The following is a 25,690-nucleotide window of genomic DNA, read 5'->3' as shown; positions in this document are numbered from 1 at the left end:
CTACGCCTTCTTCACGAACTCGGTCCTGAGGACGAGACCCTTCACCTTGTCGACGTTGGCCTCGATCTCGGCGGGATCGCCGGTCAGGCGGATCTTGCGGACCATCGTGCCGCGTTTCAGCGTCACCCCGCCGGAACCCTTGACCTTCAGATCCTTGATCAGGGTCACGCTGTCGCCGTCGTTGAGGACGGCGCCGTTGCTGTCGCGGGTTTCTTCAGACACGGTCGTTGTCGCTCCTCGAGGCCAGGCAGGTTCCTGCAAGACGCTTTTTGGCCTTCGAACGCAAGGGTCGGCGGCGGCGGCGGGGCGGCCCGCTACCTCTTTCGCGCCAGCGGATGCTTGGTCTTCACCACCTCGGCGAGGCGGTCGCCCGCGACGTGGGTATAGATCTGGGTCGTGGCGATGTCGGCATGGCCGAGCAGGGTCTGGACGACGCGCAGGTCGGCGCCGCCCTCCAGCAGATGGGTCGCGAAAGCGTGGCGCAGAACGTGCGGGCTGACCTTCTCGCGGTCGATGCCGGCCGCCATCGCCGCCTCTTCCAGCAGCTGGGAGAACCGGCGAGGAGTGAGCTTCCCTCCCTTGCCGCGCGAGGGGAACAGCCAGGGATTGGCGGCGTCCCCCTTGGGCCGGAACGTCTTGCGGACCTCCAGCCAGGCCTTGGTCGCCGCGCGGGCCGCGTCGTTCAGGGGCGCCAGCCGCTCCTTGCCGCCCTTGCCCTTGACGATCAGATAGGCGGGATCCCGCGCCAGGGCCGACAGCGGCAGCCCCATGACCTCCGACACCCGCATGCCGGAGGCGTAGGTCAGCTCGATCAGGCAGGCGAGACGCAGACCCTGACCGCCGTCCTTGGCCGAGGCGGCGGCGATCAGGCGCTCGACCTCCTCGCGCGACAGCACCTTGGGCAACGGCCGGCCCTTGCGCGGCGCCTCGACGCGGCGCGACGGATCGTCCTGCCGCCAGCCCTCGCCCAGCACGAAACGATAGAACTGGCGTACGGCGGCCCTTCGACGGGCGGCCGTGGCCGGCGACAGTCCGATGGCGCCGAGGTTGGCGAAATAGGCCTCGACGTCCTCGGCCGCGGCCGTGCCCAGGTCCCGCCCGCGAGCCTTCAGATAGGCCGAGGCGTCGGCCAGATCCTTGCCGTAGGCGGTGATCGTGTTGCGGGCCGCCGCGCGTTCGACGGCCATCATTTCCAGGAAGGCCTCGACCCAGCCCTCGCTCATTGGACCTGCAGCGTGGTCAGGGCCTCGTCGGCGAAGGCGACGGCCGCCTCGCCCAGACCCGCGCGGTGCAGGGCCGCGACGACCCGCGCCGTGTCCGCGGGCCGGATCTTGGCCCCGGCGTCGGCGGCGATGTCGAGCGCCAACAGCGCCGTCTCGCCCTTCAGCCCAGCGGCGGCGGCCAGGTCCAGGGCCGCGAGCCGGTTGGCCGCCACCGTCCCGGCCGGCACATCGAAGCCGGCGAAGGTCCCTCGCTGGCTCTCGGTGAACGGCGCGCCCAGCGCGGCGGCGATCAGCAGCGCCGATTGATAGCGTCCGCGGGCCTTCGCCTCGGCGGCCGCCGCCTGGACGAACAGGGCGTCGACCTCGGCCTCGCGGCCTTGCTGAGCGGCCAGCCGCGCGGCCAGACGCGAACCCTCGATCGGCGCGTCGGCCCTGTCTGCTCCCGGCGACTCGACAGCCGCCAGCGCCGCGGACGAAGCGCCCTTGGTCACGGCGGTCAGGTCCAGGCCCAGCCGCCTCGACAGCGAATAGTCGATCCCGTCGCGCAACGAGGCCTCGCCGCCGCCCTCGCCGGCGATCACGGCCCGGGTCAGGCGGGACGTCGTCGCGTCGTTGGCCAGCGTCAGGGTCAGCTCGGCGGCGTCGCCCTGGCCGGCGCGGGCTTGGCAGTAGGCGCGCAGCCGCAGCCAGTAGGACTCGCCGCGTCCGGTCGCGAGCTGCTCGGCCGTGCGGCAGGCGGCGTCGTCCTGGCCGTTGAACAGGGCCGCCTCGGCGGCGGCCTGCGACAGGGCGGGGTTGCTCGACAGGCCCTGCGCCCGTTCCAGCGCGGCCCAGGCGGCGTACGGACGGCCGAGGTCGAGGAGCGCGTCGGCCCGCGCCGCGGCCAGCGCCGGATCACGGCCGGCCTCGCCGGGTCCGATGGCGGCCGTCGCCAGCACCTGCCGCGCCAGCCTGGCGGCCGCCGGGGTCAACTGCTTGGCGGCCAGTTTCGGCAGGACCGCCTTGGCGACGTCGGCCGAGGTCCCGCGCCACAGGTCGGCGCCGAGTCCCGTGTCCGACAGGCCGAGCGAGAAGTAGTCCGGAGCCGCCAGGGGCTGGACGTCCACCTGGGCGGCGGCGGGCGGGACGATCAGAGCCGCGAGCGCGGCGGAGAGCACGAACGAGCGCATGGTCGAAACCTAGCACCACTGTCCCGTCCAGCGGGAGGCTTCTCGCCTCAGGCCCGAAGCGCCAGATCACGCAGCAAGGGAAGGGCGGCGTGGGCCAGGGCGATGGCTTTGGCGTCGATCGGGCTGTTCTGCGAGGAGACCTTGGCGACGACCACGCGACTCTCGCGGTCGACGAACAGGTTCTGCCCGTGGATGCCCATGGCGAACATGCTGCCCGGCCGGTCGTGGGTGACGTACCAACCGGCGCGATAGCTCATCTCTCGGCTGACATGTCGGAACGCCTCGCCCCACTCGCCGTCCGCCCAGGCCTGGCGGTCGCCGGCGGTCAGCAGGTCCTCGATCCAGCCGGCCGGAAAGACCTGGGCTCCGTCCCGGACGCCGCCGTCGACCACCAGCCATCCGACGCGAGCGAAGTCACGCACCGTGGCGCAAAGCCCGCCCGTGCAGCGCGGCGCGCCGGCCCGGTCGAGCGTGATCAACGCCGAGCGCTCGGCGCCCGCGGGCCTCCACAGCAGATCGGAAGCCAGTTCGACGAACGGGCGGCCGCCGGCCCGCTCCATCACCCAGCCGAGCAGGTCGGTGTTCGGCGAGGTGTAGCGGAACGGCCCGCCGTGCGGCCCGGCGGCGGGCGGCAGGGTGGTGAGGAAGTCGTGCAGGTTCGCGCCGGCCTCGTCGGGCGCGTAGGGATCCCAGTTGGCGGCGGCCTGATAGGCGCGCTGCCCTTCCGGATCCAGGATCACGCCGGTGCGCATGTCGAGCAGATCGCGGACCGTCGCGTCCTGCCAGCCGCTGAAGGCGACCTCCGGCACATAGTCGGAAACCGGGGCCTCGACATCCAGCCGCCCGGCGCCGGCCAGGGCGCCGGCGACCAGGCCGCTCAATGACTTGGTCGCCGACATGACGATGTGCGGCGTCTCGGGGTCGAGACCGTTGCGATAGATCTCGAACAGAATCCGACCGTCGCGCAGGACGACCATCCCGTCCGTCGCCGTCGCCGTCAGGAAGCCTTCCAGATCGAGCGTCGTCCCGTCCGGCCGGTCCAGGCGGAAACCCTCGAACGCCGACGGCGTCTCGACCAGCGCCCGCGGCGCGCCGGCCGCGATTTCGCCGACGGGCAGGATCCGCGGGATGTTGCGGAAGGCCCAGCGGCTCCAGGGCGAGGATCGCCAGTTGGCGAGGGACGCGGCGGCGGGATCGGCGCCGATGGATGCCTGGTCGGCGGACATCGCGGTCTCCGGGGGGAACGCCCGTACCTATGCCCTTGCGCGCCCATATCCAACCGGCCGTGACGGAAACCTCGTGAACGCTTGGCCCCACGGCCCCGCGTCGTGTAAGCGGAACCGCGACATGACCCCGGACCCCCGCCTCCGCGCCAAGACCATCGCCCTCGTCGGCCTGATGGGCGTCGGCAAGAGCAGCATCGGCCGCCGCCTGGCGCTGGCGCTGGACATGCCCTTCCGCGACGCCGACACCGAGGTGGAGAACGCCGCCGGCCAGTCGATCGCCGACATCTTCGCCGCCTACGGCGAGCCGGTGTTCCGCGAGGGCGAGCGCAAGGTGATCGCGCGGTTGCTGGACGAAGGCCCGCACGTGCTGGCCACCGGCGGCGGCGCCTTCGTCAACGACGAGACCCGCGCCCTGATCAGGGAACGGGCGATCTCGGTCTGGCTGAAGGCCGATCTGGAGCTGCTGGCGCGCCGCGTGGGCCGCAAGGACACCCGCCCCCTGCTGCGCGGCAAGGATCCGCTGGAGGTCCTCAAGGCCCAGGCCGAGGCGCGTTATCCGCACTACGAACAGGCCGACATCGTCGTCCTGACCGGGGACACGCCGCATTTCGAGGCCGTCGACGCCGTGCTCGAAGCCCTGAACCGCCACCTGATCGGAGCCGAGTCGTGAGCCGAACCCTCCCTGTGGGCCTGGGCGCGCGCGCCTATGACGTCGTGGTCGGACCGGGACTGATCGACCGGGCCGGCGAGCGGATCGCGCCCCTGCTCAAGAGCCGCCGGACCGCCGTCGTCACCGACAGCAACGTCGGCGAGCATCACGGCGAACGCCTGGCGGTGTCGCTGGAGAAGGCCGGCGTCTCGGTCGACGTCATCACCGTGCCGGCGGGCGAGGAGAGCAAGAGCTTCGAAGGCCTGGCCTCCCTGTCGGACCAGTTGCTGGAGCTGGAGCTGGACCGCGGCGACCTGATCGTGGCCTTCGGCGGCGGCGTGGTCGGCGATCTGGCCGGCTTCGCCGCGGCGATCTACAAGCGCGGCATCGACTTCGTGCAGGTCCCGACCAGCCTGCTGGCCCAGGTCGACAGCTCGGTCGGCGGCAAGACCGCCATCGATACCCCGCGCGGCAAGAACCTGATCGGCGCCTTCCATCAGCCGCGGCTGGTCCTGGCCGACCTGGACGTTCTGGCCACCCTGCCGGCCCGCGAAATGGCCTGCGGCTACGCCGAGGTGATCAAGTACGGGATGCTGGGCGACGCTGCGTTCTTCGCCTGGCTTGAGCAGCACGGCCCGGCCGTGCTGGAGCGCGAGGTCGAGGCCCTGACCCACGCCGTCTCGCGGTCCGTCGAGATGAAGGCCGAGATCGTCGCCGAGGACGAGAAGGAGCAGGGCCGCCGCGCCCTGCTGAACCTCGGCCACACCTTCGGCCACGCCCTGGAGGCCGAGACCGGCTTCGGCGACGCGCTCAAGCACGGCGAGGCAGTCGCCGCCGGCTGCGCCATGGCCTTCCGCTTCTCGGCCGCCCTGGGCCTGTGCCCGGCCGAGGACGCCGAGCGTGTCGAGCGGGCCCTGCGCGCGGTGCGCCTGCCGACCCGGATCGCCGACCTGCCGGTCCGAGACATGAGCGTCGAGCGCCTGATCGCCCATATGGGCCAGGACAAGAAGGCCGAAGGCGGGCGACTGACCTTCATCCTGGCCCGCGCCGTCGGCGACGCCTTCGTCGCGAAGGACGTCGACCCCGAACCGTTGCGGCGCTTCCTGGTCTCTGAAGGCGCGCACGGAACTTCGTCCTAGGCTGCACGTTTCACGCGAGCCGGCGGACTTTTGGGGGGTGACGCTGCGTGGAAGAACCAGTTCGACCAGATTTGACGACACGGCCGGACGAGGACGCCGAGAGGCTCCGCTCCGCCTTGGCCGAAGAAATCCGCCGCACGGACATCCTGATCCGCGTGGGCGAGGCCATCGGCTCCGGCCGTGACGTCGCCGCCGTGGTCCAGACCGTCGTCGATGGCGGGGTCGAGCTGACCGGCGCCGACTACGGGGCCTTCTTCTACACGGTGGTCAATCCAGGCGGCGAAGGGCTCATGCTGTACAGCCTGTCTGGGGCGCCGAAGGCGGCGTTCGAACGCTTCCCGATGCCGCGCAACACGCAGATCTTCGCGCCGACCTTCCGCGGCGAGGGCGTCGTCCGCTCCGACGACATCACCCGTGACGCCCGCTACGGCCACAATGCGCCCTACCGCGGCATGCCGGAGGGGCACTTGCCGGTGCGGAGCTTCCTGTCGGTCCCCGTGAAATCACGATCCGGCCAGGCCCTGGGCGGCCTGCTGTTCGGCCACCCCGACGCCGGCCGCTTCGTCGAGGCGCACGAGCGCCTGCTGATCGGTCTGGCGGGTCAGGCCGCGGCGGCGCTGGAGGCGGTCAAGGCGCACGAGGCGGCCCTGGCCGCCGCCGAGGCTCGCCGCGCGACCGAGGCCACCCTCGGCGAGGATCTGTCGTTCGCGCTCGACGCCGGCCGGATGGGCTTCTGGAAACTGGACGTCGAGACCCTGACCTACGAGGCTTCCGACCTCTGCAAGGCCAACTACGGCCGCCGGCCGGACGAGGCCTTCGGCTACCAGGACCTGATCGCGGCGGTGCATCCGTCCGACCGGGATCGCATGCGCGCCGCCATCGAGACGGCTGTCCGCGACGGCTCGCCCTACGAAATAGAGTACCGCGTCGTCTACCCGTCCGGCGAGGAGCGCTGGGTGCATTCGCGGGGACGCACCGACCGGCTCCAGGAAAACGACGAAGCGCGGCGTATGGCGGGCATCTCGCTCGACATCACGGAGCGGCGTCGCGCCGACGAGCGCCAGAAACTGCTGCTCAACGAGCTGAATCACCGGGTGAAGAACACCCTGGCCGCCGTGCAGTCGATCGCCTTCCAGACCCTGCGCACCACCTCGTCGCCGCGCCGCTTCCGCGAAGCCTTCGAAGCGCGCCTGCTGGCCCTGTCGCAGACCCACAACCTCCTCACCCGCGAGAACTGGGAGAGCGCGGGACTGCAGGACGTGCTGCTGGCCGAGCTCGAGGCTTTCGACGGCGGCGAGCGCATCCGCATGGACGGCCCCGACGTGCATCTGTCGCCGAAGGCGGCGGTGGCGTTCGGCATGGCCTTTCACGAGTTGGCCACCAATGCGGTCAAGTATGGCGCCCTGTCTTCGCCGTCGGGGAGGATCACGGTGGACTGGGGGGCGGACGACGACGACCTGTGGCTGAACTGGCGCGAGGAAGGCGGCCCGCCCGTCGAAGTTCCGACGCGGCGCGGCTTCGGATCCCGGCTCCTGCAACGCGGTTTGTCGGCCGAATTGGGGGGACGCGTGGAACTGGACTACGCCCCGCCGGGTTTGACATGCGCCATGCGTCTTCCATTGGCGGCGCTGGATCGAGAGGGGTGAACCTGTGGGTCAGAGCCTGACGGGCCTGAGGGTCCTGGTCGTGGAAGACGAGATGTTGGTCTCGATGCTGGTCGAGGACATGCTGGCGGACTTCGGATGCGCGGTGGTGGGCCCCGCCCCGGACTTCGACCGGGCCCTGGATCTGGCCAACTCGGCGGACATCGACGCGGCGCTGCTGGACGTGAATGTCGCCGGCCAGGCCGTGTTTCCCGTCGCCGACGCCCTGAAGGCGCGGGGCGTGCCCTACGCCTTCGCCAGCGGTTACGGGCAGGCCGGCCTGTCCGAGGAACACCAGGACGCACCGGTGCTGCAGAAGCCGTTCCGGCAGGCCGACCTGGAGCGGACGCTGAGCGGCCTGTTCGACCGCGACGCGGCCTAGAGCAGATCGGCATTCAACCTGGCGGCCCGGTAGACTGGGCTATCCGTTTCTATCCGATGGTCCTCGCGAAGGCGGGGACATACGGTTATGGGGGCCCATTGAGCGTGACCGTCGATTGATCCTTAGCCTTCGCCCGGCGCGAGGGCCTTCAGCGACAGGGCATGGACCGGGCCTGACAGCTCTTCGGACAGCGCCGCATAGACCTTCCGCTGGCGCATCACGCGCGGCACGCCCACGAAGGCGGGCGACTCGATCAGCACGTTGAAATGGCTCTCGCCGCCCTCTCGATGACCGGCGTGCCCCTCGTGGCGCGCGGAATCATCGACCACCTCGAGACGGGTCGGAGCGAAGGCCTGGGTCAGTTTGTCGTGGATCGTCTTGGATATGGTGGCCATTTTGCAAAGGTCAATTCTTGAAAGCGCGGGGTGTGACCGCATACTTCGGGGCATGGCCGGCGCCTTTCAATACCGTCCGAAGTTCGTGGACATCCGCGTCCGCCCTCCCAAACCCGAGGAGGAGGCGGCGGCGGAGGACGTCACGCGCCTGAAGCCGGGCGAGCGGCGCTGCGACCACGCCGACTGCATGTCGGTCGCCACCGCCCGCGCGCCGAAGTCGCGCGACCTGCCCGGCCAGTTCTACTGGTTCTGCCAGCAGCATGCGGCCGAGTACAACAAGAGCTGGAACTTCTTCGCCGGCATGACCGACGAGGCGATCGCCGCCGCCCAGGCCGCCCGCGCCACCGGCGAACGCCCGACCTGGAGCTTCAAGGCCTCCAACCGCTCGCGCGAGTCGGCGGCCCGCAACAAGGGACCGGAGGGCTGGAACGACCCGTTCAGCCTGTTCGGCTTCGCGACGACCGGACAGTCGGGCGCGGCGGCGGCGCCCATCCGCGCCGACGGCCGCACGCTGGGCAAGCTGGAGCGCAACGCCCTGGCCGACCTGGACCTGCCGGAGACGGCGGAGAAGGCCGAGATCCGCGTGCGCTACACCGAGCTGGTCAAGAAGTGCCATCCCGACACCAACGGCGGCGACAGCGGGGCGGTGCACAAGCTGCAGCGCGTGCTGAAGGCCTGGAAGACGCTGAAAAAGTCGGGACTGGCTTAGCTCAGCCGGGGACATGCTCCGCGCAGCGGTGCGTGTCCCTGCCCCCATACGCCGACAAGGGGACACGCACCCTGCGGGAGCATGTCCCATCACCCCTCCCCCGCCGGCCAGCGCCGGTCCAGCGCCTGGACCGCCAGCCACCACCCCAGAGCCCAGGCCGCGCCCAGGCACCAGCCGGCCAGGACGTCCGACGGCCAGTGGACGCCCAGGTAGACCCGGCTAGCCCCGACCAGCAGCGCGACCCCGACCGCTCCGGCCATGACAACCGCCTTCACCCGGCGGCGGCGGACAAACCGAGCGACCAGCGCCCCGAGGGTCAGATAGACCACCGCCGACAGCATGGCGTGGCCGCTCGGGAAGCTGGCGTTCACCGCCTCGACCAGCCGCAGCGCCTCGTCGGGCCGGTCTCGGCCGAACAGCGCCTTGAGACCCTGGCTCAGCGCGACGCCGCCGCCGGCGGCCAGCACCATCACCGCCGCCTCGCGCCAGCGACGCACCGCCGCGAACAGGCCGGCGACGAACAGCACCACCATCGCCAGCACCGTCACCGACCCCAGGGCCGTCACGTCCGTCGCCGCGGTCAGCAGCCAGGACGGGCCGATCGGCCGCTCCGGATCGCCCGCCACGCGCAGGCTCATCAACATGGCCCGGTCGATCGCATGGGCGTCGCCCTCGGCGACATCGTCGGCGATTTCCAGAAAGGCCAGCGTAGCGAGGGCGAGCCCCAGCAGCGCCGCGATCAGCCCCACCTCGCGCCTGGCGAGCGCCAGCCAACGGCCGCCCGCCGCCCACGCCGACATTTTCATCCGATTTTCCGTTGAACGCATGTTTGCTGAACGCCGTTTAGGCGGTAATCGGTTTCCTCATCATGGCTGACTTTTCCGACACCGCCGCCCCGTCCGATCCCTTGCTGTCGCTTGTCCCCGACAAGCAGATCACCGTGCGCGAGGCGTTCGGCATCGATTCCGACATGAAGGTGCCGTTCTTCAGCGCCAAGGACAGCCACGTCCCGGACATCGACGAATCCTACCGCTTCGACCCGCAGACCACGCTGGCCATCGTCGCCGGCCTGGCCTTCGACCGCCGGGTGATGATCCAGGGCTACCACGGCACCGGCAAGTCGACCCACATCGAGCAGGTCTGCGCCCGGCTGAACTGGCCAATGGTGCGGGTGAACCTCGACAGCCACGTCTCGCGGATCGACCTGGTCGGCAAGGACGCCATCGTCCTGAAGGACGGCAAGCAGATCACCGAATTCCGTGAAGGCATCCTGCCCTGGTGCCTGCAGCGCCCGATGGCGCTGGTGTTCGACGAGTACGACGCGGGCCGCCCCGACGTGATGTTCGTGATCCAGCGCGTGCTGGAATCGGGCAGCAAGCTGACCCTGCTCGACCAGAACCGCGTGATCCGGGCCAACCCCTATTTCCGCCTGTTCTCGACCACCAACACGATCGGCCTGGGCGACACCACCGGCCTGTACCACGGCACCCAGCAGATCAATCAGGCGCAGATGGACCGCTGGTCCATCGTCACCACCCTGAACTACCTCGACCATGACGCCGAGGCCGAGATCGTGCTGGCCAAGAACCCGGCCTACGCGACCGCCGAGGGCCGCCGTACGCTGGCGGCCATGGTCCGGGTGGCCGACATGACCCGCAACGCCTTCATGAACGGCGACATCTCGACCGTCATGAGCCCGCGGACCGTGATCACCTGGGCCCAGAACGCCGAGATCTTCGGCGGCGACCTGGCCCTGGCCTTCCGCCTGACCTTCCTGAACAAGTGCGACGAACTCGAACGCCCCACGGTCGCCGAGTTCTACCAGCGCGCCTTCGGCGAAGACCTGCCGGAAAGCGCCGCCCGGGTGAAGGTGGCGTAGGGGGCGCTTGCGCCGTCCACGGCCTCGACCCAAACTCCTCGCGTCGCAACAGCGTCGCGGGGGCTCGCATGCGGAACGGGTGGCGCATCGCCGGACTGGCGATGATGATGGTCCTGGCCTCTTGCACGGGCCCATCGGCTTCGGATGCAGGCGCTGGGGCGGCGATCGAAGATACCCGGCCCCTCGAGGTGATCCGACGCAAACCCATGCGGCCCTACGCCGAGGCCGCGACGGTCAAGCTGTTCACCCGGACATTTGAACCGCAACCGCTCAGGACGGACAAGCAGGGCTTCAGCGAAGGCCGCGCCCTGACGCCTGCAGAGCGCGAGGCCATCGAAAGCAAGATCTCGCTGGCGACCTGGAACGGCGCTCCGGTGATGGTGGGCTGCTGCCTGCCGCATCATTTCCTGCGCTACTACGACAAGGCCGGCCGCCAGATCGGCGAGATCGCGATCTGCTTCTGCTGCGCCTGTATCTACGGCCGCCCCGAGCCGCCCGGCGTCGCGGGAAACACCGCGCTCGACTTCGATCCCGAAGCCCTGAAGGCCGTGATGAAGGGCATGGGCGTCAGGACGGACTTCGGATGCGAGCCGGCGGCCGCCGACTCGCCAGGCGCCTGATACGACGCCCGGCGCCCCCGTCGCCTATCGCGCCTCGCGGGGCGTCACCCGGGCGGCCTGCCAGGCGGCCTCGTCGTCGGGTCGGCTCTCCGGCACGGTCCCGACCACCTCGGCGACGGTGATTCCGCGCTCGCGCAGGGCTTCGGCGACCGTATCCCCGCGCTTCCGCGCCATCGCGCGGTCGGCGGGGCGGGGGCCGCGCAGGCCTGGCGACGCCAGCCCCTCGACCGAAACCGTTCCCACGCCCCAGCGCTGCAGCGCCCAGGCGATCAGGTCGAGGGTCGCCCGCTGGTCGTCGCCGATCGCCGCCCCGCCCGATCCGAACGTCACCGGCGGCAGGGCCTGCGGCGGCGGCAGGATGCGCACCGCCGTCTCCGGCGTGAAGCGCTGGGCGGCCGCCTCGACGGCGCGGTAGTCGGCCAGGCGCGCCGGCGCGGGCAGGACATAGTTCACCACCAGGGCGTCGTCGCGCGTCTCGACGGCCACGACCTGTCCGGACGGCGTGAGCATGGCGCGCAAACGCTGCTCGGCGTTCAGGGGCGTGACCTGGGCCGCGGCGGGCCGCGCGGCGACCGCTGCGGCCGGCGCCACGGCGGAGGGCGCGGCCGCCACCACCTGCTCGATAGTCACCTGGGCGTCCGGCGACAGCTGGCGGCGGACGAGGTCGGCGGCCTCCGGGACATAGCGGCGCGTGACCACGACGCATTCGATGGCGGTGGCGCCGCCGCGGCCCGTCTCCACCACCAGACCGCTGATATGCGGCGACTGGCCGGCGAAGGCCTGCTCGATCGCCGTGCGGGCGCGGACCGTCTCTCGGGTCTCGGTGACGATGCTGCGGAGCGACAGCGCCAGCGGCACGCAGAGCAGCACCATCGCCCCGATCAGGGCGGGCGTCTCCCAGGCCGCGCCGGTGCGGGCCACCGGCCTGTAGCCATAGCGCCGCGCCACCGCGAAGACCGCGCCCAGGATGGCCACGACGTTGGTCATGAACAGCAGCAACGCCCCTCCGGCGATCGCGGGCGACAGGGTGGCGATCCCGAAACCGACCACCGCCAGCGGCGGCATCAGCGCCGTGGCGATGGCGACGCCGGCGATCGCCCCGCCCTTGCGGTTGATGGTCAGGTAGGCGCCGACGAAGCCCGACAGCAGCGCCACGATCAGATCCAGCAAGGTCGGCTGGGTGCGGGCCAGGATCTCCGGCGTGACGTTCTTCAGCGGCGAGATCAGCACGATACAGACCGAGGCCAGGATCGACAGGGCCGCCCCGATCGCCAGGGTGATCGCCGCGCTCTTGAAGGCGCGGGGCTCCAGCTGGGCCATGGCCAGGCCCATGGCCAGGATCGGCCCCATCAGGGGCGAGATCAGCATCGCCCCGATGATCACCGCCACCGAGGACTGCAGCAGGCCGAGCGCCGCGATGCCGCAGGCGCTGAACAGCATGAAGCCGTAGGCGTTCGTCAGCCGCCCGCCGTCATGGATCTCGTCGGCCACCTGGCGGCGGTCGTCATCGTCGAACAGCCGCGCCGGGGAGGCGAGCGCCAAGCGGACCTGCCGCCGCGCCCGAACCATCAGCGCCTCGAACCAGGAGCGGGAAGACGCCTGCGCCATGGGGACCTCGGATATCGCAACAATCGGCCCATGTGTGGAGCCTGCGTCCGCGACAGGCAAGGCGACCCCTTCCCGCACCCTGTCGACGGGGGTAGGCCTTGGGCATGTGCAACAACTACGCCCTACACGTCACGGCTGCCGACCTGCACGACGCCTTCCAGGACCATATCGACCACTGGAACGGCTTCCATGGCGGGGTTCCCAACCTGGCGCCCAACGACGACATCCGGCCGACCGACCTGGCGCCGGTCATCGCCGCGGTCGAGGGCGGGTTCGCGTTGCAGCGGCTGAAGTGGGGCCTGGTCGCCCAGCAGCCGAAGCGGCCGCCGGTGATCAACTTCCGCTCCGAGGGGCGCGGTTTTCCGAACGGACGCTGCCTGGTCCCGGCCTCGTCCTTCTTCGAGTTCACCGGCGACAGGACGCCCAAGACCCGCTGGCGGTTCACGCGGACCGACGGCGACTGGTTCTGCTTTGCGGGCTTCATGGCCGGGGCGGAGGACGACCGGCGCTTCACCCTGCTGACGACGTCGCCCGGGCCGGACATCGCCCCGATCCACGATCGCCAGCCGGTGGTGGTCGAGCGCTGCGCCTGGTCGGACTGGCTGAGCGGCGGTGATGCCGAGCCGGTGCTGGTCTCATCGTCGGCGGGCACGTGGCAGGTCGCGGAGGCGCCGCGCGAGGCGGCGAAGAAGCCGGCGGCGGAGCAAGGGTCGCTGTTCTGAGGCGCCTTGATCCTCTCCCACCGGGAGAGGGGGACCATGCGCAGCATGGTGGAGAGGGCCCAACGCGTTGGAATGAGCGGAGGCCGGCTGGTCGTTGGCGCCTTGGGCCCCCTCCACCACGCCTGCGGCGTGGTCGCCCTCCCCCAGGGGGGGAGGATCTCTATGACACCGCCAACGGCAGCGTCTCCAGGCCGCGGAAGAACGGCAGGGTCCGCCAGTGGGCCGGGGCGTCCGGATCGGCCAGGCGCAGGGTCGGGAAGCGGTCGAACAGGCGGGTGAAGGCGACCTGCGCCTCGAGCCGGGCCAGCGGCGCGCCGATGCAGATGTGGGCCCCGCCGCCGAACGAGACATGCGGCTTGCGCTTGCGGCTGATGTCGAACGTATCCGGCGCCTCGAACACCTCAGGGTCGCGGTTGGCGGCGCGCAGGAAGGCGGTCATCGACTGATGCGGCTTCACCGGGCAGCCGCTGAGCTCCAGGTCCTGCGAGGCGATGCGGCCGGTGATGTCCACGGGCCCCTCGTAGCGCAGCACCTCCTCGACGGCGGACGCGGCCAGCTTGGGGTCGGCCCTCAGCTTGGCCAGTTCGCCCGGGTTGAGCAGGAACTGCCGTACGCCGTTGCCGATGAGGTCGGTGGTGGTCAGGTTGCCGCCGACCAGCAGGGCCTGGAGATTGATGCGCAGCTCGTCGTCGCTGAGCGGGGTCCCCTCGGCCTGGAGCTGGACCATGTCGCTGATCAGGTCGTCGCGCCGGGTGACCCGGCGATCCTCGATGGCGGCGGTGAAATAGGCGTGCAGCTTCTCGCCGGCCGCCTCCATCTGCGCCGTCTCGGCGGCGTTGCGGAACGGGTTGAGGCCCAGGATCACGCCCTCGGACCACTCGCGGAATTCGTCCAGCCGGTCGTGCTCGACGCCGAGGATCGAGGCGATAGCGTCGACCGGCACCGGCACGCAGAACTCGGTCATCAGGTCGAAGGTCGAACGTCCGGCGAGACGGTCCATGTAGTCGTCGACGATCCGCTCGACCTCGGGCCGGAAGCGGGCGACCCGGGCGTAGAAGGCCTTGGCCAGCGGGGTGCGGACGCGGGCGTGGTCCGGATCATCCAGGTGCAGGATGCTGGTGGTGCTGGTGCGCGGCAGGTTCGGATCGTAGTTCAGCAGGGCTCGGTCGAAGGCCGCGCCCGCCTCGGCGTTCAGCGGGTCGCGCCACATCGACAGGTCGGTGACCACCCCGCGGACGTCCTCGTAGCGGCTCAGCAGGAAGCTGCCGAAGGTCTGGTCGCGATGGACCGGGCAGCGTTCGCGCAAATCCTTCAGGACCGAACCGGGATCGTCCCGATAGGTCGGGTCCATGGCGGTCAACTGCAGGATCGTCGGCAGCGGAGCTTCCGTCATCAGTTCCTCCCATGTCGCGCCGGCCTCTGACGGGCCTGATCGGGAAGAGTGTCTCGCGGAGCGTTGCAATTGCCAACGGTCAAAATGACGCCGGCGTCAGGTTTTTTGAGGGGGGACGTCCGACGGCGGTCAACGGCCCCCTTCGTAGATCAGGCCGATCTTGTCGAAGCCGTTGTGCCTCAAGGTCGACATCACCTTGACGACGGAAGCATAGGAAACATCGTCGTCGGCTCTAAGAAAGATCCGCTGATAGCCGCCATCCTCCCGCAGGGCGCGCTCCCGCAGAGCCTCCCCAACGCCCTTGAGCACGACCTCCTGGGACGTCTCGGCACGTCCGCCTCGGACGATCAGCCTTCCATCCGCAACCACGTGCACGAACAACGGCGGCGACGGAACACGGTCTGACCCGGGCATCGTGCAGGCGGGCATATCGATCTCGACGGCGGCGTAGGGTTCAGGCTCGGCCTGAGGCGCGGGAGCGAACAGTAACGCCAGCGCAGCAAGCAGTCCTTCCAGCATGATCCGCTCTCCCCCATTTCCCGACGACGACGCTAACTCCCCAAACCTCGTTATCCAAGGGTCGAATCGTCTTGCCCCCTCCCCCTCCGGGGCCTAGAAGCCGCCCAACATTCCCAGCGCGAAGACTACTCCGATGAAGCTGCTCGCAGGCAACTCCAACCGCACGCTCGCGACCGCGATCGCGGAGTACCTCGACGTCCCGCTGACCAAGGCCCAGGTGCGGCGCTTCGCCGACAACGAGGTCTTCGTCACCATCGACGAGAACGTCCGCGGCGAGGACGTCTTCGTCATCCAGTCGACCAGCTACCCGGCCAACGACAACCTGATGGAGCTGCTGATCTGCATCGACGCGCTGAAGCGCGCGTCGGGCCGGCGGATCACGGCGGTCGTCCCCTACTTCGGCTACGCCCGCCAGGACCGGAAGACCGGCGGCCGCACGCCGATCTCGGCCAAGCTGGTCGCCAATCTGATCACCCGCGCCGGCGCCGACCGGGTCCTGACCATGGACCTCCACGCCGGTCAGATTCAGGGCTTCTTCGACATTCCGACCGACAACCTGCTGCCGGTGCCGCTGCTGGCCGCCGACATCAACTCGAAGTACGGCAAGTCCGACGACCTGATGATCGTGTCGCCCGACGTCGGCGGCGTGGTCCGCGCCCGGGCCCTGGCCAAGCGCATCGACGACGCCGACCTGGCCATCGTCGACAAGCGCCGCTCCGCCCCGGGCGAGAGCGAGGTGATGAACATCATCGGCGACGTTTCGGGCCGCCGCTGCATCCTGTTCGACGACATCGTCGATTCGGCCGGCACCCTGTGCAACGCCGCCAAGGCCCTGGTCGACCACGGCGCGACCGAGGTCAGCGCCTACGTCACCCACGGCGTGCTGTCGGGCGCCGCCGCCGACCGGGTCGCCAACTCCGTGCTCAAGGAACTGGTCGTCACCGACTCGATCGAGTCCTCGGACGTCGTGAAGACCTGCAAGAAGATCCGCCGGGTCAGCTGCGCCCCGCTGATTGGCGAGGCGATCCGGCGCATCGCCAACGAAGAGTCCGTTTCAAAGCTTTTTGATTGATAAGGTTCTGGAAACCATAAGCCGCGCAATGGATGGTCATTACGCGGCGTCACATTCTCGCCGCTCAGGCAGGTTCTATTGACTTCACCGGGCGCTGGTGGGGGAGTGTGCTCATGAAATCGCATTGGAACGTTCGACGTCTAGCCACTGTCGCGGCCGCCGCCGCGCTGCTCGGGCTGGCCGCCTGTAAGACGACCGAAGCGCCGCCTCCCCCGCCGCCGCCGCCACCGCCGCCGCCGCCGATCACCCTCGCGCCGAAGGTGATCGAGGAGGCCAGCGCCTGGCGGGCCTACATGACCCGCGCCGGCGCCATCTCGGCCGACTTCAAGGACGGCGACCAGATCGCCACCTCGCTGAAGCTGGCCGCCGCCTACGAGCCCGTCCAGTACCAGCGCGGCGCGGTCGCCTACGCCGCCATCCTGGCGCTGCAGGACCCGACCTTCGTCCAGGGCGTCCGCACCTACGCCGCCGATCCGGCCCAGCGCATCGCGCTGCGCGACCAGATCATCGCCACCCCGAACACCGTCGTGAACCTGCCGGGCGCCCAGACCGCCGCCGGCCTGATCGTCTCCGGCCTCGGCGCCGAGGCGTCCAAGCTGCTGGTCAACGGCCGCCTGGTGAAACAGGCCGCCTACGACGTCCAGCGTCAGGCCTGGTCGAAGAAGGAAGTGCTGAACCGTAACGGCCGCCTGCTCGAGGCCCGCAGCCTCAGCGCCGCGCCGATGCTGGGCGACGCCAACGACATCCTGCTGCTGCAGCAGGCCAGCACCGGCGCCGCGCCGATGAGCGTCATCGCCAGCGAGGCTCCGCCGCCGTGGTCGCCGCTGGTCATCCGCGGCCTGGCCGTGGCCGCCCTGGCGGCCCTGGGCGAGGCCGGCGACGCCAACCTGACCAGCATCGACGCCCTCAGCGCCGAACAGAGCAGCGGCTACTGCCTTAAGATGGCCAAGCTGAACCTCTACCAGTGCCTGGCCGTGTCGAAGCCGCACTACGAGGACGTCTTCTGCTTGGGCCAGCACATCATGATCGACACCGGTCAGTGCATGATCAAGGGCTCGGGCGCCGTCGCCCCGCCCGAACCGCCCCGGCCGGTGGTCACCCCGGTCTCGACGACCGCTTCAGCGACCAAGAAGAAGCCGGCCACCCGCCGCTGACCCCCTTTTCGGCCGGTCCTCCGGGGCCGGCCGATCTCCACGCGCAAGCCTTTGACTCGACTCACGTTGCGTCCCGGCTCCAAAGCGTGTATCGAGCGCAACCCTGAATTCACCGACCGTCGCCGCGCGGAGCCTTCTGCCGCGGCGACTTCGTTTTGAGAACCTAGACCATGGCCGAGATCGTCCTCAACGTCGAAGTCCGCGACCGCACCGGCACCGGCGGCGCCCGTGAAGCCCGTCGCGCCGGCAAGGTGCCGGGCGTGCTGTACGGCGGCGCCAAGGAGCCGGTGGCCATCGCCGTGAAGAGCAACGAGTTCCGCAAGTCGCTCTACACCGGCAAGCTGCTCGGCCACCTGGTGACCCTGAAGTACGGCGAAGAGACCCAGCCGGTCATCGCCAAGGACATCCAGTTCCATCCGGTCACCGACGAGCCGATGCACTTCGACCTGTACCGCGTCGACGAGTCGGGCGTGGTGAAGATCGCCGTGCCGGTGCACTTCAAGAACCACGAAGCCTCGCCGGGCCTGAAGTCGGGCGGTTCGCTGGAAGTCGTGCGTCACGACATCGAAGTGAACGCCCCGGCCAACGCGATCCCGGAAGAGATCGTCGTCGACCTGGCCGGCAAGGAAATGGGCGACACCATCCGCATCGGCGACATCACCCTGCCCAAGGGCGTGACCCCGGCCATCGCCGACCGCGACTTCGTGATCGCGACGCTGAAGGTCTCCTCGGCCGCCCTGTCGGAAGCCGCTGAAGACGCCGCCGCCGAAGGCGAAGAAGGCTAAGCAGCCTTCTCATCGCTGCGAGTTCACGGGCGGGCTTCGGCTCGCCCGTTTTCGTTTGAGTCCCTGATACGGAGCGGCTCGTGACGCTGATCCTCGCCGGCCTGGGCAATCCCGGGCCCAAGTACGAGAAGAACCGCCACAACGTCGGCTTCATGGCGATGGACGCCATCGCCCGGAAGTACGCGACCGCGCCCTGGCGCGCCCGCTTCCAGGGTCTGGCCTGCGAGGGCCAGGTCGAGACGCCCGGCGGCGCGGTCAAGCTGCTGATGCTGAAGCCGCAGACTTTCTACAACGAGACCGGTCGGGCCGTCGGCGAGGCGGCGCGGTTCTTCAAGCTGAAGCCCGCCGACGTGATCGTGTTCCACGACGAGATCGACCTCGCCCCCGGCCGCTTCCGGATGAAGACCGGCGGCGGCGCGGCGGGCAACAACGGCATCCGCTCGGTGACCAGCCAGGTCGGGGCCGACTTCCGCCGCGCCCGCATCGGCGTCGGCCATCCGGGCGACAAGGACATGGTCATGCACTACGTCCTGGGCGACCTGCACAAGGCCGAGCATGTCTGGCTGGACCCGATGCTGGACGCCGTCGCCGACGCCCTGCCCTTCGCCGCGGCCGGCGACGACGAGCGCTTCCAGGCCGAGGTGATGCGCCTGGCCCCCGCTCCCAAGGCCGACCCGCGCAAACAGGCGCGGGACGCCGATTGACGCTCCGCCCGCCGGCTGCAAAGTGACGCTCCCTGGGGAGTGGGCCTGATGATCTTCGGTATCGGTCTGTCGCTGATCTTCGCGGTCCTGATGTGCGTGCACGCCGTGCGCACGGGGCGCGAGCTGTACTGGCTGTTCATCATCCTGGCGCTGCAGCCGCTGGGCGGGATCGTCTATTTCGCCATCGCCGTCCTGCCCGACCTGATGGGCGGTTCGACCGCCCGCCGCCTGGGCGCCGCCGCCAAACAGGCCCTGGACCCCGAGCGCGAATACCGCGAAGCCAAAACCGCTTCCGACGACAGCCCCACGGCCGGCAACCTGATGCGGCACGCCGCCGCCGCGATGGGCCTGTCCCGCTTCGACGAGGCCGAACGGCTCTATCAGCAGGCCGCGCGGGGCATCCACGAGGACGACCCTGCCCTTCTGCTCGGCCGCGCCCGGGCGCTGATCGAGCTCAGCCGCCCCGGCGAGGCGCTGGCGCTCCTGGAGCGCCTGGGAGAGCAGGGCGAGGCGGGCCGGACGCCCCAGGCCGCCCTGGCCATGGGGCGGGCCTATCACGCCCTCGGGCGCACGGCCGAAGCCGACACCGCCTACCAGTGGGCCGCCGGCCGCCTGCCGGGCCTGGAAGGCCTGGCCCGCTACGCCGCCTTCCTCGCCGAGGTCGGGCGCCGCGACGAGGCGGCCGAGGCCCTGGCCGAGATCGACAAGCGCGCCGCCAAGGCGACGGCCCATTTCCGCAAGGAAGCCCGGCAGTGGCGCGAGTTCGCGGCCGCCGCGATCGGTTGACGCGCCGCAGACGTTGAGATCGCGGGGCAAAGTCGGCATAAGACGCGCCAACATTCGCCGGCCCCGCCGGCCCAACGCTTCCCGGAACACCGATGGCCCTGAAAGTCGCGATCGTCGGCCTGCCCAACGTGGGCAAGTCGACCCTGTTCAACGCCCTCACCCAGACGGCCTCGGCCCAGGCGGCCAACTACCCGTTCTGCACGATCGAGCCGAACACCGGCGACGTGGCCGTGCCGGAGCCGCGCCTGGATACGCTGGCCAAGATCGCCGGCTCCAAGGAGATCATCCCGTCGCGGATCAACTTCGTCGACATCGCCGGCCTGGTGCGCGGCGCGTCGAAGGGCGAGGGCCTGGGCAACCAGTTCCTGGCCAACATCCGCGACTGCGACGCCGTGGCCTTCGTGGCGCGCTGCTTCGAGGACGGCGACATCACCCACGTCGAGGGCCGGATCGATCCGATCGCCGACCTGGAGATCATCGAGACCGAGCTGATGCTGGCCGACCTCGAGAGCCTCGAGAAGCGCAAGCCGAACGTCGAGAAGAAGGCCAAGTCGGGCGGCGACAAGGAGGCCGCCAACACCCTTCGCCTCATCAACGTCGCCCTGGAGCAGCTGAACAACGGCCGCCCGGCCCGCGCCGCGGACATCTCGAAGGAAGACGAGAAGGCCTGGCACATGCTGCAGCTGCTGACCTCGCTGCCGGCGCTGTACGTCTGCAACGTCGACGAAGGCGCGGCCGAGAGCGGCAACCAGTACAGCGCCCTGGTCGCCGAGCGCGCCAAGCGCGACAACGCCAAGAGCGTGGTCATCTCGGCCCAGATCGAGAGCGAGATCGCCCTGCTGGACCCGGCCGAGCGCGCCGAGTTCCTGGAGACCCTGGGCCTCAGCGAGCCTGGCCTGAACCGCCTTATCCGCGAGGCCTACGCCCTGCTCGGCCTGCAGAGCTACTTCACCGTCGGCCCGAAGGAAGCCCGCGCCTGGACGATCCCGGTCGGCACGACCGCGCCCCAGGCCGCCGGCGTGATCCACAACGACTTCGAGAAGGGCTTCATCCGCGCCGAGACCATCGCCTACGCCGACTTCGTCGCCCTGGGCGGCGAGGCGGGGGCCAAGGAAGCCGGCAAGATGCGCTCGGAAGGCAAGGAGTACATCGTCAAGGACGGCGACGTGATGCACTTCCGCTTCAACGTCTAGGATCGGCCGAAGCGCGCCTAGTCGGGGGACTGGGCGCGCGCTTCCAGGCTGGGCCAGCGCACGAACGCGAACACGAACAGCCCGACGATGTTCACGTACGGGATGAAGGCGACGATCGCCCACCACCGGCTGAACCCCGCCTTGCGCAGGATCACGCATACCGAAACGATCATCCCGACCACCAGCGGTACGAAGAGCAGCACCGCCAGCCAGTGCAAGATCGACATCGTTCCCATCGTACCTCCCCCTGAGCTCGACGACATTCCGCCATCGAGCGATGCAGACGACCATACAGGCTCCGGCCTGACAACTCCGGACGAGACGACGGGGACACCGGCGCGCTAGGCTGGGTGCATGGCCTCCCGCTCCGACCTCGCCCGCCTGATCGACGACGCCCGCCGGGTGGTGGTGTTCACCGGCGCCGGCATCTCGACCGAGTCCGGCATTCCCGACTTCCGCAGCCCCGGCGGCGTGTGGTCGAAGATGAAGCCGATCTACTTCCAGGAGTTTGTCGGCGACGAGGACAAGCGCCGCGAGGCCTGGACACGGGTGTTCAACGGGACGGCCGGCTGGACCGGCCGGGCGCCCAACGCCGGCCACGACGCCGTGGCCCGGCTGGTGGCGACCGGCAAGGTGGCCAGCGTCATCACCCAGAACGTCGACAACCTGCACCAGGACAGCGGCGTCCCCGACGACCGGGTGATCGAGCTGCACGGCAACGCCAGCTATGCGACCTGCCTCCGCTGCGGCCTGCGCCACGAGTTCAAGGATCTGCGACCGATCTTCGTCGACCGGGACGAGATCCCGACCTGCCGCAGCTGCGGGAACCTCGTCAAAAGCGCCACCATCTCCTTCGGCCAGCAGATGCCGGACGGGCCGATGGAACGCGCCGAGGCGGAGACCCTGGCCTGCGACCTGTTCCTGGTGCTGGGCTCGTCGCTGGTGGTCTATCCGGCCGCCGGCTTCCCGATCCTGGCCAAGCGGAACGGCGCGAGGCTGGCCATCGTCAACCGCGAGGCGACGGACCTCGATCCCTACGCCGACCTGGTCCTGCACGACGAGATCGGACCGGTGATGAGCGAGATCGTGCCGCCCCTTGCCGTGGGGTGAGGCTTCCCTGGGGTGACTCTGGACCATTCGCGCGAGCCCGGGCTATGGCCGCAATGCTGTTTGCTTAGGGATAGACCAATGGCCAAGACCATCACCCTCACCTCCGCGATCGACGGCTTCGCGTTCACCGCGCTGCACGCCGAGGCCCAGGGCCCTCGCAAGGGCGGCGTCGTCGTCATCCAGGAGATCTTCGGCCTGGACCAGTACGTCCAGGCCGACGTCGCCCGTTGGGCGGCCAAGGGGTTCGAGGCCGTCGCGCCCTCGATGTTCGATCGCCAGGAGAAGGGTTTCATCGCCGACCACGACCCCAAGGGGCTCGAGACCGGCGTGGCCTACATGACCGCCAACGGCCTGGACAACCCGATCAGCGACGTCCAGGCGGCGATCGACTATCTGGCCCCGCGCGGTCCGGTGTTCATCGTCGGCTACTGCTACGGCGGGGTGATCGCCTGGCTGGCCGCCGGCAAGGCGACCGGGCTGTCGGCCGCCGCCTCCTACTACGGCGGTCGCGTGGCCCAGAGCCTGGGCGTGGCGCCGAAGATCCCGGTCATCTGCCACTTCGGCCGCAAGGACGCCCACATTCCGGCCGACGAGACCAAGGCGGCGATCAACGCGGCCTATCCGGACCTGCCCGTCTACATCTACGAAGCGTCCGGTCACGGATTCAACAACGACGGCCGGCCCGATTCCGACCTCGCCGACGCCGAGCTGGCGCGGAAGCGGTCGGTCGAGCTGTTCGAGGCGAACGGAGCAAAATAGCGATGGGCGAACGGATCACCCTGGCGACCCGGACCGGCGACCGGCTGGCGGCGTATCACGCGCCCGCGCTGGAGGCTCGACGCGGCGGCCTGGTGATCCTGCACGCCATCTGGGGCGTGACGCCGCACATCCGCGAACTGTCCGACAGCCTGGCGGCCGAGGGCTGGGAGGTGATCGCCCCCAGCCTGCTCGACGGCGAGACGCCCTTCCCCGACCACAACGTCAAGTTCGAGATCCTGCCGGAGCGCTTGGCGCTGGGCGAGGCCTCGGGCTGGGGCGAGCTGTGCGTCGGCCGGATCCAGGCGGCCGTAGACGCCCTGCAAGGGCCGGTGTTCGTCATGGGCTTCTGCTTCGGCGGCTCGTCGACCTGGGTCGCCTCGGCGCTGTGCGACGGGATCCAGGCGGCGGCCTGCTTCTACGGCGGCAATATCATCGACCACATCGATCTGACGCCGAGGGTTCCGACGCTCCTGCATTTCGGCAAAACCGACGAGACCATTCCGCCCGCGACGGTCGAAGCCATCGCCGTGGCGCATCCGGACCTGCCCCTGTACCTCTACGAAGCCGGCCACGCCTTCGTGGCGCCGGGGGCGGCCCACCACGAGGACAGCGCCAAGCTGGCCATGCTGCGCACGCTGAAGCACTTCCAGCGCAGCGGCGGGGCCAAGGGCGAGGTCTAGGCTTCGGGACCGCCCGGGCAGGATGTCTCGCATTCGCCGCCGTCGCCTCCGCGCCGAGCGCGCCACGCTGTCGGAGCGCGCACTGGCCCCCTCAGTATGGCCCCGCCTCCGCGAGCGTGGACTACGGCCGCTCCAAGCCTGAAAAATCAGTCGCTTGCTCGTGGGAAGACCGGCCCTCCGGGCGCCGGTCGGGTCTCAATGAGGGTCTTGAGCCCTGATTTGCCCTCTCAGTCCGGTCGTCCCGGCGAAGGCCACGATCCAGATCATGGGGCGCGGCCTCGGCAGGCAAACACCCGCCGCCGCGGCTGAAGCTGGGTCCCGGCCTTCGCCGGGATGACCGGTATTGAAATCAGCCGGCCTCACCGGAAACGCCGTAGCGGATTGTCCCGCAATGTCTCGGCCTGTCTCGAGAGTATCCGTCCCGCGAGTCTCGGGCCGCCTACTTCGGTGGAACCGCGCCCGCCGCCGGCCAATCGGTTCCGCCGACCCGCTTGAGGCTCATCTCCAGGACCTTGCGGGGCGGCTGACCCTCCATGAGAAATTCGCCGGTCTCGACCCAGGTCGCGTCCTTCACGACGGCGGTGTAGCGGACGACGCCGGGGCCGGCCTTCAGCTCCCACGAGAAGCCGTCCGGCCGAACCGTCAACGGGAAGTCGTCCTTGCTCCCGCCCGCGTAGCTGCGCATCGAGTAGGTCTTGGCCGCCGGGTCATAGGAGATGACGGCGAAGGCGTTGAAGCTGACCTTGCCCTCCGCGTCGTAGCCGCGGCCCTCGATCACCTTCACCGAGCCGTCGAGAAAGCCGCCGACCCGTTCGGTCTGGGTCAGATCATGGCGCTTGCCGGTCCGGTCCATCGTCCAGACCGGACCGCGCCAAGCGCCGTCGAGGATCGCCAGCGGCTTCATCGCCTCCTGCTGGGCGGCGACCTGTCCTCCGGGATCCGTCTGGGCCACGGCCGGCGCGGCCATGGAGAGCGCGATAGCGGCGAAAAGCATGATCCTGCGCATGACGTCCCCTCGTTCGTGCGCGGTCATCGTTGCGCCCCGCCGACTTGAGTCGCAAGGCCGTATGGCGGAGCTTGGAGCCGATCGGCTTTCACGCCGAACATGCCCCTATCACCGTATGTCCCCGCGAAGGCGGGGACCCAAGCCGACTGTACGGCTTCGTCGATCGGGCCAGACCTGAAAATCAGCTTGGGTCCCCGCCTTCGCGAGGACCTTCGGATGAAGATGGATACGCTGCGGCTGACTAGTCGTCGGGCTGGAAGGCCGATCCGCTCTAGCCCAGCACTCGTCCCGCCACGGCGTCCAGCCTGCGGATCATGTCGGGATCGCGGTGGAGCGGGCCGGTGATGATCGCGCCGTCCAGGCAGCGGTCGATCGGCGAGGTCGGACGCTCCGGCGGCAAGGCCAGCGCCAACGCGCGGACCAGGGCCTTCGCCTTCACCGTATTGGCGTGCATGACCTCCAGCACATGGGTCACCTCGACCGCGGCTTCATCCGCGCGCCAACAGTCGTAGTCGGTGACCATGCAGATCGAGGCGTAGGGCAGCTCCGCCTCGCGGGCCAGCTTGGCTTCAGGCATGTTGGTCATGCCGATCACGGCGCAGCCCCAGGACCGGTAGAGCTCGCTCTCGGCGCGGGTGGAGAACTGCGGTCCCTCCATGGCCAGGTAGGTCCCGCCTTCCACCACCGGCGCGCCGGCCTCGCGGGCGGCCTGGGCGGCCAAACCGGCCAGGCGCGGACAGACCGGATCGGCCATCGAGACGTGGGCGGCCAGGCCGGGCCCGAAGAAGCTCTTCTCGCGGGCGAAGGTGCGGTCGATGTACTGGTCCACCGCCACGAACGTCCCAGGCGGCAGATTCTCGCGCAGAGAGCCGACGGCCGACAGCGACAGGATATCGGTGCAGCCGGCGCGCTTGAGGGCGTCGATGTTGGCGCGGCTGTCGATGTCGCTCGGCGGCAGGCGGTGACCGACGTCGTGGCGCGGCAGGAAGACCAGGCGCGTCGCGCCGATCCGGCCGGTGATCAGGTCGCCGGACGGCTCGCCGAACGAACTGTGCGGCCGCATGACGGCGCGGTCCTCCAGCCCGTCGATGTCGTAGAGGCCCGAACCCCCGATCACCCCCAGCGTCCAGCCCGCCATGCCGCTCCTCCGCATCCGGCGTCCTTA

At 69.8% G+C, this 25,690-nt stretch carries 29 protein-coding genes; 17 read left to right on the top strand and 12 right to left on the bottom strand.

The window, feature by feature from the left end; translation table 11 throughout:
- The 4 genes from CSW64_RS04960 to CSW64_RS04945 all read right to left on the bottom strand — a co-directional run bounded on the left by CSW64_RS04960 (position 1) and on the right by CSW64_RS04945 (position 3,618).
- Positions 1–222, bottom strand: coding sequence for an alkylphosphonate utilization protein (locus tag CSW64_RS04960; RefSeq protein ID WP_099621063.1), 222 nt, complete (start codon positions 220–222; stop codon positions 1–3).
- A gap of 92 nt (positions 223–314) precedes the next feature.
- Entirely contained in the window at positions 315–1,223 is a 909-nt protein-coding gene (locus CSW64_RS04955; protein WP_099621062.1) for a site-specific tyrosine recombinase XerD, read from the bottom strand.
- On the bottom strand, positions 1,220–2,392 hold the full coding sequence (locus CSW64_RS04950) for a hypothetical protein (RefSeq protein ID WP_099621061.1): 1,173 nt from the start codon (positions 2,390–2,392) through the stop codon (positions 1,220–1,222). Before CSW64_RS04950 ends, CSW64_RS04955 begins: the two co-directional genes overlap by 4 nt.
- 47 nt (positions 2,393–2,439) lie before the next feature.
- The gene (locus tag CSW64_RS04945) at positions 2,440–3,618 is read right to left on the bottom strand and encodes a serine hydrolase domain-containing protein (RefSeq protein WP_099621060.1); all 1,179 of its coding nucleotides are present in this window, start codon (positions 3,616–3,618) and stop codon (positions 2,440–2,442) included.
- Between the two features lie 121 nt (positions 3,619–3,739).
- Between CSW64_RS04945 and CSW64_RS04940 the strand changes: the two genes are divergently transcribed.
- The 4 genes from CSW64_RS04940 (at position 3,740) to CSW64_RS04925 (ending at position 7,431) form a co-directional block, all read left to right on the top strand.
- Entirely contained in the window at positions 3,740–4,288 is a 549-nt protein-coding gene (locus tag CSW64_RS04940) for a shikimate kinase (protein WP_099621059.1), read from the top strand.
- Positions 4,285–5,406 (top strand): 3-dehydroquinate synthase, encoded by a 1,122-nt coding sequence (gene aroB / locus CSW64_RS04935; RefSeq protein ID WP_099621058.1) that lies wholly within the window; start codon positions 4,285–4,287, stop codon positions 5,404–5,406. The genes CSW64_RS04940 and aroB overlap by 4 nt, the downstream gene beginning before the upstream one ends.
- Positions 5,407–5,522: 116 nt before the next feature.
- A complete protein-coding gene (locus CSW64_RS04930; RefSeq protein WP_245863833.1) occupies positions 5,523–7,052 on the top strand; it encodes an HWE histidine kinase domain-containing protein in 1,530 nt (509 codons plus the stop codon).
- Positions 7,053–7,056: 4 nt separating this feature from the next.
- Complete coding sequence (locus CSW64_RS04925) at positions 7,057–7,431, top strand: response regulator (RefSeq protein WP_216361233.1); 375 nt, start codon at positions 7,057–7,059, stop codon at positions 7,429–7,431.
- 122 nt (positions 7,432–7,553) lie between these two features.
- On the opposite strand, the gene CSW64_RS04920 is transcribed toward CSW64_RS04925, so the two are convergent.
- Positions 7,554–7,826, bottom strand: coding sequence for a BolA family protein (locus CSW64_RS04920; protein WP_099621056.1), 273 nt, complete (start codon positions 7,824–7,826; stop codon positions 7,554–7,556).
- Between the two features lie 52 nt (positions 7,827–7,878).
- Between CSW64_RS04920 and CSW64_RS04915 the strand changes: the two genes are divergently transcribed.
- Entirely contained in the window at positions 7,879–8,535 is a 657-nt protein-coding gene (locus CSW64_RS04915) for a J domain-containing protein (RefSeq protein WP_099621055.1), read from the top strand.
- Between the two features lie 89 nt (positions 8,536–8,624).
- On the opposite strand, the gene CSW64_RS04910 is transcribed toward CSW64_RS04915, so the two are convergent.
- Entirely contained in the window at positions 8,625–9,341 is a 717-nt protein-coding gene (locus CSW64_RS04910) for a phosphatase PAP2 family protein (RefSeq protein ID WP_099621054.1), read from the bottom strand.
- A 62-nt stretch (positions 9,342–9,403) separates the two neighbouring features.
- Here CSW64_RS04910 and cobS point away from each other — a divergent pair, with 62 nt between their 5' ends.
- On the top strand, positions 9,404–10,414 hold the full coding sequence (gene cobS, locus CSW64_RS04905; RefSeq protein WP_099621053.1) for a cobaltochelatase subunit CobS: 1,011 nt from the start codon (positions 9,404–9,406) through the stop codon (positions 10,412–10,414).
- Between the two features lie 188 nt (positions 10,415–10,602).
- Positions 10,603–11,034, top strand: a complete 432-nt coding sequence (locus tag CSW64_RS04900; RefSeq protein WP_150131334.1) for a hypothetical protein — start codon at positions 10,603–10,605, stop codon at positions 11,032–11,034.
- A 24-nt stretch (positions 11,035–11,058) separates the two neighbouring features.
- Here CSW64_RS04900 and CSW64_RS04895 read toward each other — a convergent pair whose 3' ends face one another.
- Complete coding sequence (locus CSW64_RS04895; RefSeq protein ID WP_099621051.1) at positions 11,059–12,642, bottom strand: DUF389 domain-containing protein; 1,584 nt, start codon at positions 12,640–12,642, stop codon at positions 11,059–11,061.
- A 104-nt stretch (positions 12,643–12,746) separates the two neighbouring features.
- Here CSW64_RS04895 and CSW64_RS04890 point away from each other — a divergent pair, with 104 nt between their 5' ends.
- On the top strand, positions 12,747–13,364 hold the full coding sequence (locus CSW64_RS04890) for an SOS response-associated peptidase (RefSeq protein WP_099621050.1): 618 nt from the start codon (positions 12,747–12,749) through the stop codon (positions 13,362–13,364).
- A gap of 160 nt (positions 13,365–13,524) precedes the next feature.
- Here the strand turns inward: CSW64_RS04890 and CSW64_RS04885 are convergent, their stop codons facing one another.
- Both CSW64_RS04885 and CSW64_RS04880 read right to left on the bottom strand, forming a co-directional pair.
- On the bottom strand, positions 13,525–14,757 hold the full coding sequence (locus CSW64_RS04885) for a cytochrome P450 (protein WP_099621049.1): 1,233 nt from the start codon (positions 14,755–14,757) through the stop codon (positions 13,525–13,527).
- Positions 14,758–14,886: 129 nt separating this feature from the next.
- A complete protein-coding gene (locus tag CSW64_RS04880) occupies positions 14,887–15,276 on the bottom strand; it encodes an ExbD/TolR family protein (protein WP_099621048.1) in 390 nt (129 codons plus the stop codon).
- Between the two features lie 133 nt (positions 15,277–15,409).
- Here CSW64_RS04880 and CSW64_RS04875 point away from each other — a divergent pair, with 133 nt between their 5' ends.
- The 6 genes from CSW64_RS04875 to ychF all read left to right on the top strand — a co-directional run bounded on the left by CSW64_RS04875 (position 15,410) and on the right by ychF (position 20,970).
- The gene (locus CSW64_RS04875; protein WP_099621047.1) at positions 15,410–16,348 is read left to right on the top strand and encodes a ribose-phosphate pyrophosphokinase; all 939 of its coding nucleotides are present in this window, start codon (positions 15,410–15,412) and stop codon (positions 16,346–16,348) included.
- Positions 16,349–16,461: 113 nt separating this feature from the next.
- On the top strand, positions 16,462–17,502 hold the full coding sequence (locus CSW64_RS04870; RefSeq protein WP_099621046.1) for a hypothetical protein: 1,041 nt from the start codon (positions 16,462–16,464) through the stop codon (positions 17,500–17,502).
- 170 nt (positions 17,503–17,672) lie between these two features.
- Positions 17,673–18,287, top strand: coding sequence for a 50S ribosomal protein L25/general stress protein Ctc (locus tag CSW64_RS04865; RefSeq protein ID WP_099621045.1), 615 nt, complete (start codon positions 17,673–17,675; stop codon positions 18,285–18,287).
- A gap of 86 nt (positions 18,288–18,373) precedes the next feature.
- Positions 18,374–18,991 (top strand): aminoacyl-tRNA hydrolase, encoded by a 618-nt coding sequence (gene pth, locus CSW64_RS04860; protein ID WP_099624119.1) that lies wholly within the window; start codon positions 18,374–18,376, stop codon positions 18,989–18,991.
- A gap of 48 nt (positions 18,992–19,039) precedes the next feature.
- Entirely contained in the window at positions 19,040–19,777 is a 738-nt protein-coding gene (locus CSW64_RS04855; RefSeq protein WP_099621044.1) for a tetratricopeptide repeat protein, read from the top strand.
- A gap of 92 nt (positions 19,778–19,869) precedes the next feature.
- Positions 19,870–20,970: a redox-regulated ATPase YchF gene (ychF, locus tag CSW64_RS04850; protein WP_099621043.1), complete on the top strand. Its 1,101-nt coding sequence runs from the start codon at positions 19,870–19,872 to the stop codon at positions 20,968–20,970.
- Between the two features lie 17 nt (positions 20,971–20,987).
- On the opposite strand, the gene CSW64_RS04845 is transcribed toward ychF, so the two are convergent.
- On the bottom strand, positions 20,988–21,197 hold the full coding sequence (locus tag CSW64_RS04845; RefSeq protein WP_216361232.1) for a hypothetical protein: 210 nt from the start codon (positions 21,195–21,197) through the stop codon (positions 20,988–20,990).
- Between the two features lie 127 nt (positions 21,198–21,324).
- On the opposite strand from CSW64_RS04845, the gene CSW64_RS04840 reads away from it, so the two are divergent.
- From CSW64_RS04840 to CSW64_RS04830, 3 genes are all read left to right on the top strand, one after another.
- The gene (locus tag CSW64_RS04840; protein ID WP_099621041.1) at positions 21,325–22,080 is read left to right on the top strand and encodes an SIR2 family NAD-dependent protein deacylase; all 756 of its coding nucleotides are present in this window, start codon (positions 21,325–21,327) and stop codon (positions 22,078–22,080) included.
- Between the two features lie 78 nt (positions 22,081–22,158).
- Positions 22,159–22,839 (top strand): dienelactone hydrolase family protein, encoded by a 681-nt coding sequence (locus CSW64_RS04835; RefSeq protein WP_099621040.1) that lies wholly within the window; start codon positions 22,159–22,161, stop codon positions 22,837–22,839.
- Positions 22,840–22,841: 2 nt separating this feature from the next.
- Positions 22,842–23,519: a dienelactone hydrolase family protein gene (locus CSW64_RS04830; protein ID WP_099621039.1), complete on the top strand. Its 678-nt coding sequence runs from the start codon at positions 22,842–22,844 to the stop codon at positions 23,517–23,519.
- A gap of 439 nt (positions 23,520–23,958) precedes the next feature.
- Here CSW64_RS04830 and CSW64_RS04825 read toward each other — a convergent pair whose 3' ends face one another.
- Complete coding sequence (locus CSW64_RS04825; protein WP_245863832.1) at positions 23,959–24,513, bottom strand: DUF1579 domain-containing protein; 555 nt, start codon at positions 24,511–24,513, stop codon at positions 23,959–23,961.
- A gap of 283 nt (positions 24,514–24,796) precedes the next feature.
- Positions 24,797–25,663 (bottom strand): S-methyl-5'-thioadenosine phosphorylase, encoded by an 867-nt coding sequence (locus CSW64_RS04820; protein ID WP_099621037.1) that lies wholly within the window; start codon positions 25,661–25,663, stop codon positions 24,797–24,799.
- Positions 25,664–25,690 lie beyond the last annotated feature (27 nt).

It is taken from the genome of Caulobacter mirabilis (assembly GCF_002749615.1).
GTDB lineage: Bacteria > Pseudomonadota > Alphaproteobacteria > Caulobacterales > Caulobacteraceae > Caulobacter > Caulobacter mirabilis.
Note: the sequence above shows the minus strand (reverse complement) of the source record. Positions and strands in the feature narration are given on the sequence as shown.

Coding starts and splice junctions, on each gene's coding strand:
- CSW64_RS04955 (WP_099621062.1), bottom strand. CDS start 1,223: ATGAGCGAGGGCTGGGTCGAGGCCTTCCTGGAAATGATGGCCGTCGAA.
- CSW64_RS04950 (WP_099621061.1), bottom strand. CDS start 2,392: ATGCGCTCGTTCGTGCTCTCCGCCGCGCTCGCGGCTCTGATCGTCCCG.
- CSW64_RS04945 (WP_099621060.1), bottom strand. CDS start 3,618: ATGTCCGCCGACCAGGCATCCATCGGCGCCGATCCCGCCGCCGCGTCC.
- CSW64_RS04940 (WP_099621059.1), top strand. CDS start 3,740: ATGACCCCGGACCCCCGCCTCCGCGCCAAGACCATCGCCCTCGTCGGC.
- CSW64_RS04920 (WP_099621056.1), bottom strand. CDS start 7,826: ATGGCCACCATATCCAAGACGATCCACGACAAACTGACCCAGGCCTTC.
- CSW64_RS04915 (WP_099621055.1), top strand. CDS start 7,879: ATGGCCGGCGCCTTTCAATACCGTCCGAAGTTCGTGGACATCCGCGTC.
- CSW64_RS04910 (WP_099621054.1), bottom strand. CDS start 9,341: ATGAAAATGTCGGCGTGGGCGGCGGGCGGCCGTTGGCTGGCGCTCGCC.
- cobS (WP_099621053.1), top strand. CDS start 9,404: ATGGCTGACTTTTCCGACACCGCCGCCCCGTCCGATCCCTTGCTGTCG.
- CSW64_RS04895 (WP_099621051.1), bottom strand. CDS start 12,642: ATGGCGCAGGCGTCTTCCCGCTCCTGGTTCGAGGCGCTGATGGTTCGG.
- CSW64_RS04890 (WP_099621050.1), top strand. CDS start 12,747: ATGTGCAACAACTACGCCCTACACGTCACGGCTGCCGACCTGCACGAC.
- CSW64_RS04885 (WP_099621049.1), bottom strand. CDS start 14,757: ATGACGGAAGCTCCGCTGCCGACGATCCTGCAGTTGACCGCCATGGAC.
- CSW64_RS04880 (WP_099621048.1), bottom strand. CDS start 15,276: ATGCTGGAAGGACTGCTTGCTGCGCTGGCGTTACTGTTCGCTCCCGCG.
- CSW64_RS04875 (WP_099621047.1), top strand. CDS start 15,410: ATGAAGCTGCTCGCAGGCAACTCCAACCGCACGCTCGCGACCGCGATC.
- CSW64_RS04870 (WP_099621046.1), top strand. CDS start 16,462: ATGAAATCGCATTGGAACGTTCGACGTCTAGCCACTGTCGCGGCCGCC.
- CSW64_RS04865 (WP_099621045.1), top strand. CDS start 17,673: ATGGCCGAGATCGTCCTCAACGTCGAAGTCCGCGACCGCACCGGCACC.
- CSW64_RS04855 (WP_099621044.1), top strand. CDS start 19,040: ATGATCTTCGGTATCGGTCTGTCGCTGATCTTCGCGGTCCTGATGTGC.
- ychF (WP_099621043.1), top strand. CDS start 19,870: ATGGCCCTGAAAGTCGCGATCGTCGGCCTGCCCAACGTGGGCAAGTCG.
- CSW64_RS04845 (WP_216361232.1), bottom strand. CDS start 21,197: ATGTCGATCTTGCACTGGCTGGCGGTGCTGCTCTTCGTACCGCTGGTG.
- CSW64_RS04840 (WP_099621041.1), top strand. CDS start 21,325: ATGGCCTCCCGCTCCGACCTCGCCCGCCTGATCGACGACGCCCGCCGG.
- CSW64_RS04835 (WP_099621040.1), top strand. CDS start 22,159: ATGGCCAAGACCATCACCCTCACCTCCGCGATCGACGGCTTCGCGTTC.
- CSW64_RS04830 (WP_099621039.1), top strand. CDS start 22,842: ATGGGCGAACGGATCACCCTGGCGACCCGGACCGGCGACCGGCTGGCG.
- CSW64_RS04825 (WP_245863832.1), bottom strand. CDS start 24,513: ATGCTTTTCGCCGCTATCGCGCTCTCCATGGCCGCGCCGGCCGTGGCC.
- CSW64_RS04820 (WP_099621037.1), bottom strand. CDS start 25,663: ATGGCGGGCTGGACGCTGGGGGTGATCGGGGGTTCGGGCCTCTACGAC.